At 70.7% G+C, this 14,892-nt stretch carries 13 protein-coding genes and 1 riboswitch; of the genes, 7 read left to right on the top strand and 6 right to left on the bottom strand.

Going from position 1 to position 14,892, the window contains the following annotated elements; all coding sequences use genetic code 11:
* On the bottom strand, positions 1 to 1,983 hold a 1,983-nt coding region (locus V3W46_RS14015; RefSeq protein WP_331783744.1), incomplete at its 3' end, for a sigma-70 family RNA polymerase sigma factor.
* 78 nt (positions 1,984 to 2,061) lie between these two features.
* Positions 2,062 to 2,143, top strand: a riboswitch (ZMP/ZTP riboswitch).
* 119 nt (positions 2,144 to 2,262) lie between these two features.
* Here V3W46_RS14015 and glyA point away from each other — a divergent pair.
* Both glyA and V3W46_RS14005 read left to right on the top strand, forming a co-directional pair.
* Complete coding sequence (gene glyA, locus V3W46_RS14010) at positions 2,263 to 3,534, top strand: serine hydroxymethyltransferase (RefSeq protein ID WP_331783745.1); 1,272 nt, start codon at positions 2,263 to 2,265, stop codon at positions 3,532 to 3,534.
* The gene (locus V3W46_RS14005) at positions 3,528 to 4,490 is read left to right on the top strand and encodes an aldose 1-epimerase family protein (protein ID WP_331783743.1); all 963 of its coding nucleotides are present in this window, start codon (positions 3,528 to 3,530) and stop codon (positions 4,488 to 4,490) included. The genes glyA and V3W46_RS14005 overlap by 7 nt, the downstream gene beginning before the upstream one ends.
* Before the next feature lie 51 nt (positions 4,491 to 4,541).
* Here the strand turns inward: V3W46_RS14005 and V3W46_RS14000 are convergent, their stop codons facing one another.
* On the bottom strand, positions 4,542 to 4,778 hold the full coding sequence (locus V3W46_RS14000; protein WP_331783742.1) for a hypothetical protein: 237 nt from the start codon (positions 4,776 to 4,778) through the stop codon (positions 4,542 to 4,544).
* Between the two features lie 136 nt (positions 4,779 to 4,914).
* On the opposite strand from V3W46_RS14000, the gene V3W46_RS13995 reads away from it, so the two are divergent.
* On the top strand, positions 4,915 to 6,558 hold the full coding sequence (locus V3W46_RS13995) for an MFS transporter (RefSeq protein WP_331783741.1): 1,644 nt from the start codon (positions 4,915 to 4,917) through the stop codon (positions 6,556 to 6,558).
* Positions 6,559 to 6,651: 93 nt separating this feature from the next.
* On the opposite strand, the gene V3W46_RS13990 is transcribed toward V3W46_RS13995, so the two are convergent.
* A complete protein-coding gene (locus V3W46_RS13990) occupies positions 6,652 to 6,912 on the bottom strand; it encodes a DUF3892 domain-containing protein (protein ID WP_331783740.1) in 261 nt (86 codons plus the stop codon).
* A 276-nt stretch (positions 6,913 to 7,188) separates the two neighbouring features.
* A complete protein-coding gene (locus V3W46_RS13985) occupies positions 7,189 to 8,151 on the bottom strand; it encodes a metal ABC transporter solute-binding protein, Zn/Mn family (RefSeq protein WP_331783739.1) in 963 nt (320 codons plus the stop codon).
* 235 nt (positions 8,152 to 8,386) lie between these two features.
* Between V3W46_RS13985 and V3W46_RS13980 the strand changes: the two genes are divergently transcribed.
* Complete coding sequence (locus V3W46_RS13980; protein ID WP_331783738.1) at positions 8,387 to 9,514, top strand: NAD-dependent epimerase/dehydratase family protein; 1,128 nt, start codon at positions 8,387 to 8,389, stop codon at positions 9,512 to 9,514.
* 66 nt (positions 9,515 to 9,580) lie between these two features.
* On the opposite strand, the gene V3W46_RS13975 is transcribed toward V3W46_RS13980, so the two are convergent.
* Positions 9,581 to 10,537, bottom strand: coding sequence for a quinone oxidoreductase family protein (locus V3W46_RS13975; protein WP_331783737.1), 957 nt, complete (start codon positions 10,535 to 10,537; stop codon positions 9,581 to 9,583).
* Positions 10,538 to 10,620: 83 nt separating this feature from the next.
* Between V3W46_RS13975 and V3W46_RS13970 the strand changes: the two genes are divergently transcribed.
* On the top strand, positions 10,621 to 11,091 hold the full coding sequence (locus tag V3W46_RS13970) for a MarR family winged helix-turn-helix transcriptional regulator (protein WP_331783736.1): 471 nt from the start codon (positions 10,621 to 10,623) through the stop codon (positions 11,089 to 11,091).
* A 135-nt stretch (positions 11,092 to 11,226) separates the two neighbouring features.
* On the opposite strand, the gene V3W46_RS13965 is transcribed toward V3W46_RS13970, so the two are convergent.
* Positions 11,227 to 11,718, bottom strand: a complete 492-nt coding sequence (locus V3W46_RS13965) for a DUF805 domain-containing protein (protein ID WP_331783735.1) — start codon at positions 11,716 to 11,718, stop codon at positions 11,227 to 11,229.
* A 157-nt stretch (positions 11,719 to 11,875) separates the two neighbouring features.
* On the opposite strand from V3W46_RS13965, the gene uxaC reads away from it, so the two are divergent.
* Together uxaC and V3W46_RS13955 are read left to right on the top strand one after the other, a co-directional pair.
* On the top strand, positions 11,876 to 13,279 hold the full coding sequence (uxaC, locus tag V3W46_RS13960; RefSeq protein ID WP_331783734.1) for a glucuronate isomerase: 1,404 nt from the start codon (positions 11,876 to 11,878) through the stop codon (positions 13,277 to 13,279).
* The coding region (locus tag V3W46_RS13955) for a mannitol dehydrogenase family protein (RefSeq protein ID WP_331783733.1) at positions 13,276 to 14,892 on the top strand (1,617 nt) is incomplete at its 3' end. The genes uxaC and V3W46_RS13955, both read left to right, overlap by 4 nt.

Below are 14,892 nucleotides of genomic sequence, written 5' to 3'. Positions count from 1 at the left end.
GGGCACCGGTGTGGGCGTCGGCGTGGGGGTGGGCACCGGTGTGGGCGTCGGCGTGGGGGTGGTCGTCGGATCGGTGGTCGTCGGATCGGTGCCCGTACCAGAGCCCGTTCCGGTACCGGAGCCCGTTCCGGTGCCAGAGCCCGTTCCGGTACCAGGGCCCGTGCCCGTTCCGGTGCCAGTCCCGGTGCCCGAGGTGGACCCGCCGCCCGGGGTTGTCGCGTTCCCGGGTGCCGGCGGGTTGCCACCGGGGGCGGTCGGCGTGGTGCCGCCCGCGCCAGCGGATGCGGAGCCTGTTCCCGCGCCGGAGCCTGTTCCCGCGCCGGAGCCCCCACCCGTGCCTCGCACCGTGCTCGACGTGCCACCGGTCGCGCCACCCTGGCCTGCGCCGCTGCCGCCAGCGTCGGGATCGCTCGGAGCGGCGGTGGCGCCGGTACCCGGATCGGCGGAGAAGGTGGGGGCGAGCGGCGGCTGGGCCTGGGTGGCCGGCCGCCGCGCGCCGAGGGGCGTGCGGGGAGTGAATGATCGGTCGGCGGAGTTGGCATGGCTTCCTGTGGATGCGGCGTCGGCCAGCGGAACCACCCGCGTACCTCCGGCCATCGGACCGAGCACGAACGCGGCACCGATGGCGGCCGCGACGCCCAGCGCGATGGCCGTCAGGGCGGCGCGCGAGGGCATGGCCGTGACGATCGCCGCGGGCGCCATCGGAGGTCGACCTGACGGAGCCACCCCACCCGACCGTCGGGTAGCCGCGTTGCCAGCGCTGCCACGTTCGCCGCCGCCCGCGTCACCGCGCGTGGCTGTGCCGCCAGGGTCGGAGCGGAGGCCTGTGCTGGCCTCGCCAGGCCCGCTCACGCTGGCCGAATGGGCCGAGTGGCCGAGCGGCGGAGCCGCGACCCCGTGGCCGACATGAACGGTGCCGCCGTGGCCGCCGGGAGCAAGCTCGGCGGGGGTGGCGGCGGGGGATTGAGCCGCGGTGGTGGTGTGCGCGGTCACCGGCGCGGGAGCGTGGGCGGTGAGAGCGTGTGCGGCAGGAGTGTGGGCGGCGGCCGGCGCGGGGGCATGGGCGGCGGGAATGTGCGCGGTGACCGGCGAGGGAGCCTGGGCGTTCGGGGCTGGGGTGTGGGCGGCGGGGGCGTGGGCGGCGGCCGGGAGGGTGGCGGCAGAGGCGGCGTCGCCGCCCTGGAGCCAGACGGTGTAGGCCAGCGCACCCGCGACGCCCGCCACGAGAGGGAGGAGCACGAGGGCGAGCCGGGAACCCACGTCGCGGGCCTCCTCCTCGACGATGGTGCAGGAGGGGCAGGAGGCGAGGTGGTCGGTGACACGCTTGGTCTCGCGCGGGCCCAGGGAACCGCGAGTGTAGGAGCCGAGCTTGTCGATGATGGCCGCGCAGTCGGTGTCGGCGGCGCGGGTGAGGTGGGCCTGGATCCACGCCTGGCGCAGTCCCTCGCGAGCACGGAAGGTCAGCGCCGACACAGCGTTCGAGGTCATGCCGAGCAGCGGCGAGATCTCGTGCGAGCTGAGCTGCTCGACCTCGCTGTACCAGAGCGCCTCCTGCCAACGGGTGGGCAGCGACCGGAAGGCCTGCGCCGTGAGGCTCTTGTCGAGCGCCAGCAGCGTCTCGGCCTCTTCGGAGTGCGGGTCGGCCAGAGCATCCAGTTCGTCGCTGGCGTCGACGATGCTGCCCCGCTTCCACTGCATGGCGACGTTGCGGATGGTGCTGAAGAGGTACGGCCTGAACGCCGCCGTGGGCCCGCCACCCGACCGGATGGCCTGCAGCACCTTGGCGAAGCTCTCGGCGACCACGTCTTCAGGGTCGAGGCCGTAGCTGCGGGCCACCGTTCGGCCCGCCCGCGAGTGCCGGTTCCACAGCTCGCCGAACGCACGCGAATCGCCGTCGCGCGTCTGCTGCACGAGCTCGAGGTCGGAGGGGCCGCGATCGCCGTCGGGCTCGGCGTGTGCGCCGACAGGGCCAGCACCGGCCATGACAATCACGTCCTTTCGTGAAAACAGAGGAATAGTGAATAATACTCACAGCGGCTGGGAAAGGCAACGCTGCTATGCTGGACGCGTCGCAACTGGCGTTCAGATGGTCACCATCGGGAAGCGACTGACACGGATTCGGCCGCTCGCCTGGGTCGGGATACAACCAACTGCAGCGTGCTCGCGCGCTGCCCGACGATGCACATCCAGACCTGTCGAAACCGAGGAGCTACCGTGACCATCAATGCCCCTGCACCCACCGCCCCCGACGCGGCCAGTTCGCTGCCGTCGACGTTCAACGACTCTCTCGCCAGCGTCGACCCCGAGATCGCCGCCGTGCTGCAGAGTGAGCTCGGCCGCCAGCGCGGCACGCTCGAGATGATCGCCAGCGAGAACTTCGTGCCCCGCGCCGTGCTCGAGGCGCAGGGCTCTGTGCTGACCAACAAGTACGCCGAGGGGTACCCGGGCAAGCGCTACTACGGCGGCTGCGAGTTCGTCGACGTCGCCGAGAACCTCGCGCGCGACCGCGCCAAGGCCCTGTTCGGCGCCGAGCACGCGAATGTGCAGCCGCACGCCGGCGCGCAGGCCAACGCGGCCGCCCTGATGGCGCTGGCGAACATCGGCGACACGATTCTCGGCCAGGAGCTCGCCCACGGCGGTCACCTCACCCACGGCATGAAGCTGAACTTCTCGGGCAAGAACTACAACGCGACGGCCTACGGCGTCGACCCCGAGACCTACCGCGTCGACATGGACGTGGTGCGTGCCAAGGCTCTCGAGTACCGCCCGACCGTGCTCATCGCCGGCTGGTCGGCATACCCCCGCCACCTCGACTTCGCCGCGTTCCGCTCGATCGCCGACGAGGTCGGCGCCACGCTCTGGGTCGACATGGCGCACTTCGCCGGCCTCGTCGCCGCCGGTCTGCACCCGTCGCCGGTTCCCCACGCCGACGTGGTCACCTCCACCGTGCACAAGACGCTCGCCGGCCCGCGCAGCGGTGTCGTGCTGAGCACGGCCGAGTACGCGAAGAAGGTCGACTCGGCCGTCTTCCCCGGCCAGCAGGGCGGCCCCCTGATGCACGTCGTGGCGGCCAAGGCGACGGCATTCAAACTCGCCGGCGAACCCGAGTTCAAGGGCCGCATGCAGCGCACGCTCGACGGCGCCCGTATCGTCGCCGAACGCCTGATGGCACCCGACGTCGCCGAGGCCGGAGTCAGCGTTCTGACCGGCGGCACCGACGTGCACCTCGTGCTGGTCGACCTGCGCTCTGCGCCGATCGACGGCAAGCAGGCCGAAGACATCCTGCACTCGGTGGGCATCACGGTGAACCGCAATTCGATTCCGTTCGACCCGCGACCGCCGATGGTCACCTCCGGGCTGCGCATCGGCACCCCGGCGCTCGCCACCCGCGGCTTCGGCGACGCCGAGTTCACCGAGGTGGCCGACATCATCGCCCAGGCGCTGAAGCCGTCGCCCGACGTCGAGGCACTGCGCGCCCGCGTTCTGAAGCTCGCCGACGCCTACCCGCTCTACGAGGGCCTCGAAGGATGGTAGCTGGCGCAGCCGGCCCCGCCTCGATCACCGGAGAGCAGTTCACCCTGCGCTTCGAGGGCACCGCCGGCGTCTCGACCGCCGTCGTCACCGAACTCGCGGCGAGCCTGCGCGCCCTCGTTCTCGACGGGGTCGAATCGGTCGAGGGCCACTCTGCCGCCGTGCTGCCGCCGATGGGCTCGGGCATCGTGCTGGTGCCGTGGCCGAACAGAATCGCGGATGCCCGCTGGCAGTTGAAGGGCAAGACCCAGCAGCTCGACATCACCGAACCCGCCACGGGCAACGCCATCCACGGCCTGCTGCGCAACACGGCCTACCGTGTCGCGGCGTCGTCTGAGAGCTCGATCACTCTCGAGGCCACGGTCTTTCCGCAGCACGGCTACCCGTTCCTGCTCGACACGAGCGTCGAGTACACGCTGGGCGAGGGCGGCCTGACGGTGACACATCGCGTGGCGAACCGCTCGGCCGACGCCGCGCCCGTGGCGGTCGGTGCGCATCCGTACCTGCGGGTCGGCGACGTGCCCGTCGACGACCTGGTGCTCACCGTCGACGCCGCCACTCAGTTCGAGGTGGATGCCAAGCAGATCCCCACGGCAGAAGTGAGCCTCGACGGCTCACCGTTCGACCTGCGCGCAGGCCGCCGCATCGGCGGACTGGCCATCGACCACGGATACGGCGCCGTCGCATTCACCGACGGGCGGGCCGTGCACTCGGTCACCGCCCCCGACGGGTCGGGCACGGAGCTGTGGGGCGACGAGCACTTCGCGTTCGTGCAGGTCTACACGCCCTACAACTTTCCGCGGCCGACCGGCACGGGCTACGCCGTCGCGATCGAGCCGATGACGGCCCCGGCCAACGCGTTCAACACCGGCGAGGGGCTGGCCTGGGTGAACCCCGGCGACACGTTCAGCGCGTCGTGGGGCATCCGCCACCGCAGCGCCGGCCAGCGCGCCGCATGACAGAGGGGCCGGCCCGTTCGCACGGTGCCGGCCCCTCTGGCTGGTGAACGGTCAGTTCTCGACGTTCGGCGGAGTGGCGTCGACCTCGCCCACGAAGTTGTAGGGAATCGGTTCGACGGTGCCGTCGCCGAGCGCCCAGGTGCGCACAGACGTCGCACCGTCGACCTCGAAGGTCAGCTCGACGAGGTCTTGGTACGCCCCGTCGACGTACGGCAGCTCGATGACCTCGGCGTTGCCGAGGGTCGTCGGGCCGATGAGTTCTGCTTTGTAGGTGCGTTCGTCGGTCATAGCTTCCTTGCTCTTTTCGTTTGCTCTTATCCGCGTCGCTGCGTGTGTACCCAGCGTAGGGGCCGCGCGCCGGGCACGTAAGGGGAGACCTGTGCACGTTCTCCCAAAAGCAGCGCCCCGCTGCCATACTCGAGGCGTGAAGAAGTGGGCGGCGGTCATCGTTCTGGGTCTTGCCCAGTTCGTCATGGTGCTCGACAGCACGGTCATGAACGTCTCGATCTCGACGGTGGTGAAAGACCTCGACACCACAGTCGCTGCGATGCAGGGCGCCATCACCTTCTACACGCTCACCATGGCGGCCTTCATGCTGCTGGGTGCCAAGCTGGGCGACATCTGGGGTCGCCGCCGCGCCTTCGTGGTGGGCTCGATCGTGTACGCGTGCGGGTCGCTCATCACCGGGCTCGCGCCGAACATCGCGACGCTGTTCGTCGGCTGGTCGGTGATCGAAGGTCTGGGTGCCGTGCTGGTGATCCCCGCGATCGCCGCGCTGGTCGCGACCAACTACTCGGGGCGCGACCGCGTCACCGCCTACGCGATCATCGGTGCCATCTCGGGTGGGGCCGTGGCGGCGGGGCCGCTGATCGGCGGTTTCGTCACCACCTACTTCAGCTGGCGGTACGTGTTCTTCGGCGAGGTGGTGATCATGGCGGTGGTGCTGCTGCTCACCCGCTTGGTCGCCGACACGAGCGTGCCGCAGAAGATCAAAGTCGACGTGCTGAGCGTGCTGCTCTCTGCGGCGGGGCTGGTCTTCGTCGTGTTCGGGATGCTGCAGAGCAAGACCTGGGGCTGGATTCTGCCCGAGCATCCGCCCGTCGTCGGCGGCAACCCGCTCGAACCGCTCGGCCTCTCGCTCGTGCCGTACTTCATTCTGGGCGGAGCCGTGCTGCTCTGGCTCTTCGTGGTGCGCCAGCGGCACCTCGTCGGGGCGGGTCGTGCGCCGCTGGTGCAGGTGTCGATGTTCGGCATCAGGCAGCTGCGAGCAGGGCTGTCGGTGCTGGCCGCGCAGTACGCCATCACGGCGGCGATCTTCTTCATGATTCCGGTGTACCTGCAGATGACGCTCGGGCTCGACGCGCTGAGCACGGGCCTGAAGATCTTTCCGCTGTCGGTGTCGCTCATCATCTTCTCGATCGTGGGTACGCGACTGACGGCGTTCTGGTCGCCGCGTCGCATCGTACGGTTGGGCCAGCTCATTCTGATCGGCGCATCCATCGCCCTGCTCGCCTCTGTGTCGCTCGAGCTGAAGACGCTGCCGTTCGCGATCGGCATGTTCTTCGCGGGCGCCGCGCTCGGGCTGCTCGCGTCGCAGCTCGGCAATGTGAACATGTCGGCCGTGACCGAAGAGCAGACCAGCGAGGTGGGCGGCCTGCAGGGCGTGTTTCAGAACCTCGGCTCGTCGCTCGGCACGGCGCTCATCGGTTCGGTGCTGATCGGCTCGCTGGCGACCGGATTTCTCGGCAGCGTCAGTTCGAGCGACCTGCCCGACTCGGTGAAGTCGCAGGTGGAGACGAGCACGCAGCACGGCGTGGAGATCGTGCCGGTCGCGAGCGTGGCCGGCATCGCCGAGAAGGCGGGCGTGTCAGCCGAACAGGGGGCGCAGCTGGCGTCGCTGTACAGCGACTCGCAGGTGGCGGCGCTGCGGCTGTCGCTGTTCGTGCTGACGGTGATCGCGATCGTGTCGCTGCTGTTCTCGAAGAACATCCCGACCGAGCTCATCGGCGGCGGCGGGGCCTCGGCCGGTCGCGGCAGGAGCAGACGCGCCGGCGGGGCGGCCGGGTAGCGCGAGCCGGGCCGCGAGCCCAGATGTGCCGTGCCGTGCCGTGCCTAGCGTGCGCGGCGTTCCCGGCGTGCCCAGCCGCGAGAGGTGCGCGACTCAGCAGTCGGGCAGATCGAGCAGGTTGTTGCGCGGCGAGTCGTCGAGGTCGGCGCGCAGGTATCCGCCGCCGGCGTCGGTGACGTGCATGACGGTGGCCCGCCGGGTCGGCCACGACACCACGTAGGTGCATTGGCCGACCTCGATGTCGAGAATGGCGTCGGCCGCCGCCACCAGCACGCCCGGCTGGTCTTCGCAGTCGACGTGGGTGACATAGCCCGAGGGCGTCTTTCGTGTTGCCGTGATTCGTCGAACAGTCATGGTGTTCTCCCGCTAGCCCGGTCTGCGTGCCTCGCGCAGGCTCTCGTGTGACATCAGGATAGAACTCCGATCGGGGCGCGACCCTGCCGGAGCGTCTTTCTGTGAGGTCGCTCAGCAGGTTGCAACGGTGCGGTAATCCAGTCGGTCGAGCGCTGGTCGGACGCGCTGCCGGTGGCGGCGCTGAGGATGCCGGTGCTGCCGATGGTGGCGCTGAAGATGCCGGTGCTGAGGGTGCCGGCAGAGCGAAGTCCGGTCCGATCCATCCGCCGCTGCCGCTCACCGGCACTGGGATGCGGCGGTGGTGCACACGGCGGCGGTGATGGCCGTCACGGTGGCGCTCATCCAGTCGAGGTAGGTTTCGCCGGCCGGCAGGGTCTCGGTGACTGGAACCACCGCAATGCCGGCCGACTTGGCCGCCGCCAGAACCGCCTCCGTCTGTGGGCCGCTCGTCTGCTCGTTGTAGACCAGCACGGCGACCTGGTGCTCGGTGAAGAGAGCGAGGGTCTGCTGCAGCACGTCGGGTGCGGCATCCGTACCCTCTTCGACTGCGGCGCTGAAGGCCTCGGGCGTCTTGTTCGTGAAGCCCATCGCGGTCAGCAGGTACAGCGGAACCGGCTCGGTGATCGCTGCCCCCACCCCCGCGTCGGTGCTCGCGGCCGCCGCCACGGCCTGTTCGATCGTCGTCAGCCGGGCCGTGAAGCTGGCCGCATTGGCGGAGAACGTGACCGCGCCGGCCGGGTCTGCGGCGGTGAGCACCGAGGTCAGGCGGTCGACGACCTTCGCCACGGTCGGCAGGTCGTACCAGACGTGCTCGTTGAACGAGCCGTCGGCCGGGTTCTGGTCGAAGCCAGACAGGTCTGCGGCGGTCAGCACCGTCGCACCCGGGTTGTTCGCGGCCTGCAGCATGGTGTCGATGAAGTCGTCGTAGCCACCGCCGTTCTCGATGACGATCTGTGCCTTCGACAGCGCCAGCTGGTTCTGGGCATCTGCCTGGTACTCATGTGGGTCTCTGTCGGGATCGTCGATGATCGACGTCACGCTCACGGCGTCGCCGCCGATCTGCTCGGCGATGTCGCCGTACACGTTGGTCGAGGCGACGATCAGGATGGGCGAGCCGGCCGAGGGAGTCGGGGCCGAGGAGCCGCTCGCCGCTGGGCCGCTGGTCGAGCATCCGCTGACCACGACGGCGAGGGCGAGGGGAGCCGCCAGAACGGCGAGCGAACGGAAAGAACGGCGCATGGGAGACCAATCTGTGTGAGGGGTTCGCCTTGAGCATAATGATATTCATTATCATTAAGAAACCAGCGAGCGACTGCGGCGGGAGTCGCGCCGACGCCCTCCAATGCCGACGCCCTCCAATGCCGACGCCCTTCAATGCCGACGCCCTCCAAAATGGGTGGAGCGGGTAGCGCGGGAAGCACGGGCAGTACGGGCGCTACAGGTAGCACGGGCAGTATGGGGGGAGGAGGTGCGCGTGAGCGACGAGATGGTGCTGGTCACCGGCGGAACCGGCTTTGTGGCGACGCACTGCGTCGTGCAGCTGCTCGAGGCCGGCTACCGCGTGCGCACGACCGTTCGCTCGCTGGCGCGCGAGGGCGAGGTGCGCCGGGCGGTCGCGGCCGGCCTCGCTGCCGTTGCAGTGGCGGCGAGTGGCTCGCAGGCCGGCAACGCCGACCCCGCCGCCGACCCCGTCGCCGACCCCGCCACCGACCCCGACCTGGCGGCGGGTGGGCGCCTGCAGGTGGTCGGGGCCGACCTCACCGCCACGCCCGGCTGGGCCGAGGCCGTCGTCGGCTGCAGGTATGTGTTGCATGTGGCCTCGCCGTTTCCGGCTGTGCAGCCCGACAACCCCAATACCCTGGTCGCTCCGGCCCGCGACGGAACGGTTCGCGTGCTGCGGGCGGCACGTTCGGCCGGCGTCGAGCGCGTCGTTCTGACCTCGTCGTTCGCCGCCGTCGGTCACGGGGTCGAGCATCCGCCCGACTATGTGTTCACCGAGACCGATTGGAGCGACGCCACGGCCGACGTCAGCCCCGACGCGATGGCGAAGACCCTCGCCGAGCGGGCTGCCTGGCAATACATCGCCGAGAGGGCGCCCGACCTCGAGCTGGCCGTGATCAACCCCGTGAGCGTGTTCGGGCCGGCTCTCGGCCCGCACCTGTCGACTTCGCTGCTGCTGCTGCGCGGCTTTCTCGGCGGCGTGCCGCCGGCGGTCGCGCGGGTCTCAACCTCGGCCGTCGATGTTCGCGACGTGGCCGACCTGCACCTGCGGGCGATGACGCATCCGGATGCCCGGGGCGAACGATTTCTCGCCGTCACCGGTTCGCCGCTGACCCATCTGCAGATCGCACAGCTGCTGCGTTCGCGGCTCGGCGAGGCGGCCGACCGGGTGCCGAAGCGTCAGCTGCCCGACTGGACCGTCTCGCTCATGGCCCCGTTCACCCCGCAGCTCGAGGATATTCGCCTGCAGCTCGGCACCCCGAAGGCAGCGCGCAACACGAAAGCGAAGACCGTTCTCGGTTGGCAGCCGCGCAGCAACGTCGAGGCCATCGTGGCGGCGGCCGAGAGCATCTTGGCGCTCGGCCTCGTCGGCCGCGGCTGACTGTGGGCGATCGGTCGGTTCGTCTGGGGTTCGTCTGTCGCCCCGTCGGCCGGCGGGCCAGCGCGCCTACGGCGTGAGCACGATGCGTTCGTTCGTTGCGGAATTCGACCACAGCGCCTCAACGTCGCTGAGTGGCCGTGCGACGGCGTCGACGGCGAATGTGCCCGCGTTGATCTCGTCGACCAGCGCCGGCAGCGTCGACAGAATACCGGCGGCCGAGACCGACCCCTGGCCGCTGCCCACGAACCGCAGGTTCGCCTGCCGCAGCGCGGCCGACGGCAGCGCGATGGTGGCGCCGGCGACCGAGCCGATCTCGATCCAGGTCAGGGCCTTCGAGCGGTCGGCGCGGCCCTGCAGCAGGGGCATGATGGCGTCTTCGGTCGGCGTGCCCCAGAGGTAGTCGAGCACCACATCGACGTCGGCCGCCTTTGTGGCGAGATCGGCGGCCACGGCATCCGGAGCGGCCGCGAGGTCGATCGTTTCGTCTGCGCCGAGCGCACCCAGTGTCGCGAGTCTCTCGGCGCCGCGGCCGGCCGCGATTACCGAGCCGGCACCCAGTCGCCGGGCGACCTGGATGGCCAGCCGGCCGGCCGATCCGGTGCCGCCGAGCACCAGCACCGACTGGCCGGGGGTGAGCGTGGCCCGCTTGTGCAGTGCGACCCACGACGACATCGCGGGGTTCATGGCCGCGGCCAGCCGAACCGCGTCGGTGTCGGCGGGAAGGGGGATGCTGCGGCGAACGTCGATCACCGTCTGCTCAGCCATCGCGCCCATCGTGGTGTCGGGCAGCAGAAAGTAGACGAGCGAACCGTCGGCGCGCCGGCCCACTCCGTCGATGCCGGGGATGAGCGGCAGCTCGTCGGTAGACGTGTAGTGCGACCCGTCGGCCTGCGACCGAACCCGCGGATGCAGCCCCGACGCGATGACGTCGACGACCTCTTCGGTGGGGCGAGTAGCGGTGGGCGCGTCGAACTCCTCGTAGCGCGGGGATCGTGCGAATTCTCGGACAACGGCGGCGTGCATGGGCGGCCTCTCTCGATCAGACGTTTAGTTGGTGATACCAATTATATAGGTGGTGTCACCAACTATATTGCTAGAATGCCTGTATGAACGCTGGCACTTCCCCGACCCCGGTGCCCGACCCACTTGCGATGACGGCCGTCGATGCGCTCGCGCAGGTCAGTTTCGCGGTGCAGGCCAGACTCACTCGGGTGGCCGCCGCCCATGACCTCTCGATGACGCAGCTGCGGCTGCTGGGCATCCTGCGCGATCGCACACCGAGCATGGCCGCGATCGCCGACGTTCTCGAGCTCGACCGCTCGTCGGTGTCGGGGCTGATCGACCGGGCCGAACGGCGGGGTCTCGTCGCCCGGCGACCCTCGCCGACGGATGCCCGGATCACGCTGGTCGAGGCGACGCCGTTCGCGCTCGAACTGGGCGCCCGGCTCGAAGCCGAAGCCGCCGATTCGCTCGGCGAGCTGGCGGCATCGAGTTCGGCCGACGACCTGGCCGCCTTCGTGCGACTCGCGGCCGCGGTCGAGCGGGGCGCGGTGCGCGTGCTGGGGGCTGCGGGCTGACGCTCGGGGGATGCCGGCTGACGCGGGGGCGAGCGTTTAGCCCCTCGAGAACGACGAAGGGACCGCGCCGGGTGGCGCGATCCGTTCGATAGTGGGCCGACGGCACGTGGTGCCGCCGACCCGGGAGAGGCAGGCTCAGCTGGTCGGCCGGTCGAACCGGGCGCCGGCCGGGTTCGGGCTGCTGAGAACGAACACCAGGATGATGATGGCGCCCACCAGCGGAATGAGCAGAATGAAGATCCAGCCCGCTGAGTGGTTGGTGTCGTGCAGGCGGCGCGAAAGCAGGGCGAGGCTCGGGATGATGATCGCCAGGCTCCAGACCAGCGCGATGATGCTGATCACGATGCTTCCGCCGCCGTACGTCATCATGCCGTGCGAGTCGAAGCGGTTGCCGCCGGTCGCGTTCGTCAGGATGTTCAGAATGATGCTGACGATCACCGAGACGAGCGCCCACCACCAGTACTCGGCACGGCCGGCCCGGCCCGAGAAGGCGGCGTACTTGGTGAAGAAACGGCGCACGGCGACGCCGAAGGGGGCGTTGTAGTACGGCGCCCAGAGTGGAACAGGGCCGCCCGGTACGGCTCCGGCCTGCTGGGGCGGGAGGGGCGGAGGGGGTGGCATGGTCATGGTGTCCTCGCATCGTTAACCTTGGCTGACGGTCTGCAGCACCCCATCCTGACATTCAGCTGTGCGTCTGCAGGGTATTGGCTCGCCGTACTTCACCGAGTGTCGTGGCTTGGCAATCGGTTGACACGGCCGCTCGCGATGCGATGGAATAGCAGCCATGCCTCCTCCGCACCGCCGCGACCCTGACCGTCTGCTGCCGGCCGACCCGACCACCCGGTCGATCGCCCGCGGCCTGTACGAGCGTGTCGCCGGCCTGCCGATCATCTCGCCGCACGGCCACGTGCCACCCGCCCTGCTGAGCACCGACGAGCCGTTCCGCGACGCGGCCGAGCTCTTCATCGCGGGCGACCACTACATCACCCGCCTGCTGCACGCGGCGGGCGTCGACCTGACCACGGTCGGCGTCGGGGTCGACAACGCCGACCCGCGTGAATCGTGGCGGGTGCTCGCCGAACACTGGCACCTGTTCGCCGGCACCGCCTCGGGGTACTGGCTCGACGAAGAACTCGCGACCGTGCTCGGCATCGACACCCCCCTGTCGGCCGACACCGCCGACGAAATCTTCGACGCGGTGGCGGAGCGACTGGCGACCGATGAGTTCAGACCGCGCGCGCTGTTCCGTCGCTTCGGCATCGAATTTCTCGCCACGACCGACGACCCGCTCGACGACCTGACCCAGCACGAGGCGTTGCACGCCCTCGAGCCCGAGCTCGGCGGCCGCGTCGTGCCCACCTTCCGCCCCGACCGCTACCTCGACCCCGACGCGGCCGGGTTCGCCGAGAATGTCGGCGGCCTGCTCGCGGCCGAGGGAGCGCCAGGCTCGTTCGCCGGGTATGTCGCCGCGCTCGAGGCCCGGCGCCGCCAATTCATCGACCACGGCGCGGTGTCGGCCGACCACGGGGTCGAAGAACCGTACACCGCCGAACTCGACGCGGGTGCCGCCGAGACCCTCTTTCAGAGCGTGATCTCCGGCCGGGCGTCCGTCGCCGAACGCCGTGAGTTCCGCGGCCACATGCTGCTGCAGATGGCCCGGATGAGCGTCGACGACGGCCTCGTGATGACGGTGCACGCCGGGGTGCTGCGCAACCACAGCACGCCGACATTCAGGCGCCTCGGGCCCGACACCGGCCACGACATTCCCGTCGCCACGTCATTCACCCGGGGCCTTCGCCCCCTTCTCGAGCGATTCGGCCTCGAACGCGACCTGCACCTTGTGCTGTTCACGGTCGACGAGACGGCGTTCTCGCGCGAACTCGCCCCGCTCGCCGGGTTCTATCCGAGCGTGTACATCGGCGCCCCCTGGTGGTTCCTCGATGCGCCCGACTCGATCGGGCGGTTCCGCCAGGCGGTCACCGAGACGGCGGGTTTCTACCGCGGGTCGGGGTTCATCGACGACACGCGGGCGTTCCTGTCGATTCCGGTGCGGCACGACATGGCCAGGCGCGCCGACTCTGCCTTCCTGGCGCGGCTCGTTGCCGAGGGGCGGCTGCCGGTGGCATCGGCCGAGCGCATCGCCGACGACCTGGTCGGGTCGATTCCGCGAACGGTGTTCAAGCTGTGAGCGCCGCTGGGCATCCGGTCGCCCTGACGCGTGAGACCGTCGCCACCGGGCGGATACCTCTGCTCGGGCAGGGCGAATCGGACGGCGCCGCGCACGAGACCACTCCACCGGTGCGCATCGTGCACCTCGGGCTCGGAGCGTTCCACCGTGCGCACCAGGCCTGGTACACCGCGCACGCGTCAGACGCCGCCGACTGGGGCATCGCCGCCTTCACGTCACGCAGCGCCACCCTCGCCGAGCAGCTCACCGCGCAGGGCGGGCTCTACACGCTCGTCGAGCGCGGAGCCGATGCCGACTCGTTCGAGGTGGTGGGCAGCCTCGTTGCGGCCTTCGCCGGCGACCGCGTCGACGAGCTCGTGCGGTTGCTGGCCGACCCGAGCGTCGTCATCCTGACGCTCACGGTCACCGAGGCCGGCTACCACCTGGCTCCGGATGCCCGGCTCGACCTGCTCGACGACGTCGTGCGTGCCGACATCGCCGTGCTGCGCCGCCTCCTCGGCATCGCGCCGGGTGGCGCCGTACCCGGCGGCGGCAGCCTCGATGCCGCACCCGGCGGCACCGCACCCGGCGGCATCGCCGAACCCAGCCGCGCCGGCCCCGACGACGGCGGCGCGCGGCAGCCCGCCACGCCGCTCGGCCGCATCCTGCTCGGGCTCGACGCGCGGCGGCGCGCGGGTGCCCCGCCCCTCGCCATCGTGCCCTGCGACAACGTGCCCGACAACGGCGCCGTCGTCGGCGCTGCGCTGCTCGCCCTCGCCGCCGAGGTCTCGCCCCTGCTCGCGGCGTGGCTGCCCGGTGCGGTCTCGTTCGTGTCGACCTCTGTCGACCGCATCACCCCGCGCGCCACTCCGGCCGACGCCGACGACGTACTCGCGGGCACCGGCCTCGTCGACGCCGCCCCCGTGGTCACCGAACCCTTCAGCGACTGGGTGCTCTGCGGCTCGTTCCCCTCGGGCCGGCCCGCGTGGCACACCGCCGGCGCTCGTTTCGTCGACGACATCGGCCCGTGGGAGACCCGCAAGCTCTGGATGCTCAACGGCGCCCACACGCTGCTGGCCTCGTCGGGCCGCCTGCGTGGGCACAGCACCGTCGCCGAAGCCATCGCCGACCCGCGCTGCCTCGCCGAGGTGCACCAGCTGTGGAACGAGGATGCCCGGCACCTCGCCGACCTCGCCGCGGGCACCGATCTCGACCTCGACGCCTACCGGCTGGCGCTGCTCGAGCGCTTCGCCAACCCGCGCATCGAGCATCGCCTCGAACAGATCGCCCAGGGCGCGGAGGGCAAGCTGCGCATGCGCGTCGTTCCCGTCGCCCGGCTGGAACGGGCATCCGGCCGCCCTGCCCTCGGCTGCGCGCTGACGCTGGCCGCCTATCTCGAGACGCTCGCTCCCGGCGACGCGACCGCTCCGGGCGCCGCGACGAGCGCGACGACCGCGACGCTCGTCGCGACCATCGACGCGGGCCTGGCCGCCGACGACGCGTTCGTCGAGGCCGTCGAGGCCGCGCGCTCGACCTTCGCGCCCGCCCCCGCGGCCCCCGCCCCCGCGGCCACCGCGCCCGCGCCCGCGCCCACCGCGCCCCCGACCGCCGGCGCGCCCGCCGCTGCCCCGCCC

It is taken from the genome of Subtercola sp. YIM 133946 (assembly GCF_036553535.1).
Lineage (GTDB): Bacteria > Actinomycetota > Actinomycetes > Actinomycetales > Microbacteriaceae > Subtercola.
Note: the sequence above shows the minus strand (reverse complement) of the source record. Positions and strands in the feature narration are given on the sequence as shown.